Source organism: Actinosynnema sp. (assembly GCF_052038725.1).
Genome location: NZ_JBQGCX010001420.1, coordinates 1 through 3,621 on the forward strand (window position 1 = coordinate 1; position 3,621 = coordinate 3,621).

Genomic DNA, 3,621 nt, shown 5'->3' on the forward strand with positions numbered 1-3,621 from the left:
GCGTTGGCGGCCAGCGTCAGCTGCACCTCGTACTTCAGCTCACCCGCGCCCTCGCCGACCGCGACCACCGCCCGGCAGGTGCCGAGCACCGTCGCGGGCAGCACGAGCTCGGTCCGGGCGCCGGGGAACGCCTTCGCCATCGCCGCCTCGTCGTAGAGCAGCCCGCAGGCGTCGACGGCGCGCAGGTGGGCGTAGGCCACGGCCAGCGGCCGGTCCTCCTCCTCGATCTGCGCCACGATCGCGGTCGAGCCCTGGGCGCGCTCGTCGGGCGGCACGGGCACCGCCCTGGAGCCCACGACGGTGGTGCAGGCGGCGAGCGGCAGCAGCAACGCCGCGACCAGCGCGCCCGAACGCGCCCCCCGCCCTGCTGTGGAACCCCGTGCGACGAACAAGTCGACCCCCCGGTCGGTGCGGTGCCGTGAACGGCGCTCCCGCGAACGGCCCCCTGTCGCCCGCGACGCCCCTGCCGGGCGGTGGTCGCGGTCGGCGAGGGCGCGGGTGAGCTGAAGTACGAGGTGCAGCTGACGCTGGCCGCCAACGCCGCCAACGGCCGGGCGCAGGGCGCGCCGGAGCAGGTCGCCGGGCGGACCGCGCTGGTGGTCCGGGACGCCAGGTGCTCGTTCTACCTGGACGTCGACGAGGAGCTGGGCCTGCCCGAGTCCTCGCGCGGGCTGGTGAGCCCGCTGGTCGAGTTCGGGGTGCACGGCGGCGGCACGCCGGGGGTGGACCTGTGCGGGGCCGGGCGGAGCTACCTGGAGTCGACCGCCGCGCTGTGGTCCGACCCGCCCTTGGCCGGTGAGGGGCGGAGCTCGCCCGAGCTGGCGCTGGCGACCCTGGACCCGTGCGTGCCCGCCTCGGCGCTGCTGGACTCCCCCGGCGCGCGGATCGACAAGCCGCTGGGCACGAACACCTGCGTGGTCGAGGTCGGGCGCGGCGGTGGCCGCCCCCAGCGGATCGAGGTCAGCTTCCTGATCGGCGGCGACCCCGTCGGCAACCGGCCGGACAGCGCCGAGGTGGTCACCATGGGCGGCCGGGACGTGGTCAAGGAGAAGCTGGCGACCGGGTGCCGCAACGAGTTCGCCTGGCAGTCGGGGCTGCCGCTGGTGGACGAGAGCAGCGAGCTGGTGCTGCGCTACCTCCAGCTCCAGACCGTGCAGGTGGAGTCGCTGACCTGCCCCGGCCTGGACGAGAGCACCGAGAAGGTGCTGGCGGCGATGGGCGAGGAGCCGCCGCCCGCGAAGCGGGTGGCCACGGCCCCGGTGGTCCTGGGCGCGCACCCCGTGCCACCGGACGCGGCGGCCGTCGGCGCGCCGTTCGACCCGTGCGCGCTGGGCTGGGCGGCGTTCCCCGAGCAGGTCAGGCACCCCAGGGACGTCGTGCCGACCCTGCGGCTGCCGGACGAGGGCTTCGCGACCTCGTGCGTCTACACCAACCACAACGAGGGCAAGGGCTCCGGGCTGTTCACCACCGAGGTGTTCTGGGCGGCGCCGGACGGGTTCGCGCTGAGCGGGACCGCCCCCGACCGCACGACGAAGGTGCAGGTCGCGGGCAGGGAGGCGCACCGGGTGACGATGAGCCCGCGCGAGGGCACGGCGTGCGCGGTGCTCGTGCGGCTGGAGCGGGGCGTGGGCGGCGTGCAGGTCCGGCAGGGCCGGTTCGACGTCGACGTGTGCCAGGTCGCCACCACCGTCGCCGAGGCCGTCGTGCGCGCCGCCGCGTGACGGCGGGGCCGGGGTCGTCGTCGACCCCGGCCCCGCGGTCAGGACGTCACCGCTGGGTGATGTCCGAGGGCTGGTACAGGCAGTTCTTGCCGTCCGCCCCCTCGCCGATCTTCTTGGGCTCGCTGCCCTTCGGCACGCCCTGGTACTTCTCGCACACCGTCGTGCTGCCGTGGACGGTGACCCGCGAGAACCGGGCCGTGTCGCCCCAGTTGGTGTTGATCCCCACCAGGACCTTGGTCGAGCGCGCGGTGACCCCGTCCAGCACCACGTGCCGCTGGTACGAGGTGGAGCAGTTCCCGCAGGCCCGGTAGAGCTTGCCGGAGCTGTGCACCTGGAAGTTGCGGATAGTCAGCGTCCCGGCCCCGTTGTGCTGGAACACCTTGTCGGCCCCGGACTTCGCGCCGCCGCCGTCGACCAGGTAGGTCGCCGAGGAGCTGGCGGACTTGAACGTGGCCGCGTCCTCGCCGACGTCGTTCCACCACACGTTGCGGATCGTGCAGGAGCCCTCGCAGTGGATGCCGTCACCGGCGGGCGCGTCGATGATGACGTTCTGGATCGTGCCGCCGTTGGCGACGACGAACATCGGGTCCTGGCTCTCACCCTGGCCGCCGTCGCCGATGCCGTAGTAGCGCTTGAGGCCGCCGTCGAAGAAGGTCCCCGCGTTCTTCGTCGTGGTCTGGTGCACGCTGCCGGTGTCGCTCGGCCACGGGCCGTCGCCGGTGCCGCCGCCGGGTGGCGGGGTGGTGGTGGTCGTGGGGCCGCCACCGCCGGTCGTGGTCGTGGTGGTGGTCGGGTTGCCGCCGCCCGAGGTGGTGAACGACCACTGCTTGGTGGCCGCGCCGTCGCAGGAGTTGGTCTGCACCGGCGCGCCCGACGCGGTCGAGTTGTCCTTGGTGTTCAAGCACTTCCCGCCGTTGGCGTTGACCACCCGGTGGTTGCCGCCGCTCTCCGCGAGGGTCCAGGTCTGGCTGCCGGTGCTGCCGCACGCGACCTGCTCGACGACCTTGCCCGCCGAGGTGGAGTCGTCCCGCACCCCGGCGCACAGGCCCGCCGCCGAGGTGATGCGGAAGCCGCCGCTGACCGCCGCGAGGGTCCACCGCTGGCTCGCGGAGCCGCCGCACGACGCCTGCTGCAACTGCGACCCGCTCGCGCCGCCGCCCGAGTCGAGGCACTGCCCGCTGCCGCCGTTGGTGACCACGTACGTGCCCGCGCTCACCGCGGCCGACGCGGGCGGGGCGCTCGGCCAGGCCACCAGCGCGACCACCAGAGCCCCCACCGCAGCCACCGCGGAGAGCGCTCTCCACGAATGGGGAGAAAGGTTTAATCGGTTGCGCGAACCCATGCACGCCTCCTTGCGAGCACCCGGAAAAACGCGATCCCGCGCCCGTTGTTCACGTCTCTGAACTGCGCAAACAGCGGATAAGCGCGGTAATGGGGACGGTAGCGCAGCTTTTCCGGCGAGGCAATGGAAACTCGTTCGGCGCACTCGCTTTCACGGTGGTGAACACCATTGTTCACCACCGTGAACGCATTCGGGGAACTCAGATCCGCACGACGACCTTGCCGCGCACGTGGCCCTCCTCGACGTGCGCGTGCGCCTGCGCGACCTCGTCCAGCGCGAACACCCGCGACACGTGGGGGGTGTACCCGCCGCGCTCGCCGAGCTCGGCGGCCTCGGCCAGCAGCGCCGGGTTGTTCTCGGCGCCGAGGGAGCGCACGCCCAGCGCGGGCGCGTTCACCTGGTCGGCGACGGTGACGACCGCGTCGGGGCCGCCCGCGATGGCCACGAGGTCGGCCAGCGAGCCGGACCCGGCCGCGTCGAGGACGAGGTCGGCGCCGCCGAGCGCCGCGACCCGCTCGGCCAAGCCCTCGCCGTAGGTGGTGGGCACCGCGCCCAGCT

4 protein-coding genes are annotated in these 3,621 nt (G+C 73.6%); 1 reads left to right on the forward strand and 3 read right to left on the reverse strand.

All coding sequences use genetic code 11. The features are described 5' to 3' along the window. The coding region (locus tag ACTUAL_RS29980; protein ID WP_440902594.1) for a hypothetical protein at nucleotides 1-392 on the reverse strand (392 nt) is incomplete at its 3' end. 81 nt (nucleotides 393-473) lie between these two features. Here ACTUAL_RS29980 and ACTUAL_RS29985 point away from each other — a divergent pair. Beyond that, nucleotides 474-1,721 (forward strand): hypothetical protein, encoded by a 1,248-nt coding sequence (locus ACTUAL_RS29985; RefSeq protein WP_440902595.1) that lies wholly within the window; start codon nucleotides 474-476, stop codon nucleotides 1,719-1,721. Between the two features lie 46 nt (nucleotides 1,722-1,767). Here the strand turns inward: ACTUAL_RS29985 and ACTUAL_RS29990 are convergent, their stop codons facing one another. Beyond that, nucleotides 1,768-2,997: a pectate lyase gene (locus ACTUAL_RS29990; RefSeq protein ID WP_232519932.1), complete on the reverse strand. Its 1,230-nt coding sequence runs from the start codon at nucleotides 2,995-2,997 to the stop codon at nucleotides 1,768-1,770. Nucleotides 2,998-3,262: 265 nt separating this feature from the next. Continuing rightward, nucleotides 3,263-3,621 (reverse strand): zinc-binding dehydrogenase (locus ACTUAL_RS29995; RefSeq protein WP_440902596.1); only part of this gene is annotated, 359 nt, incomplete at its 5' end.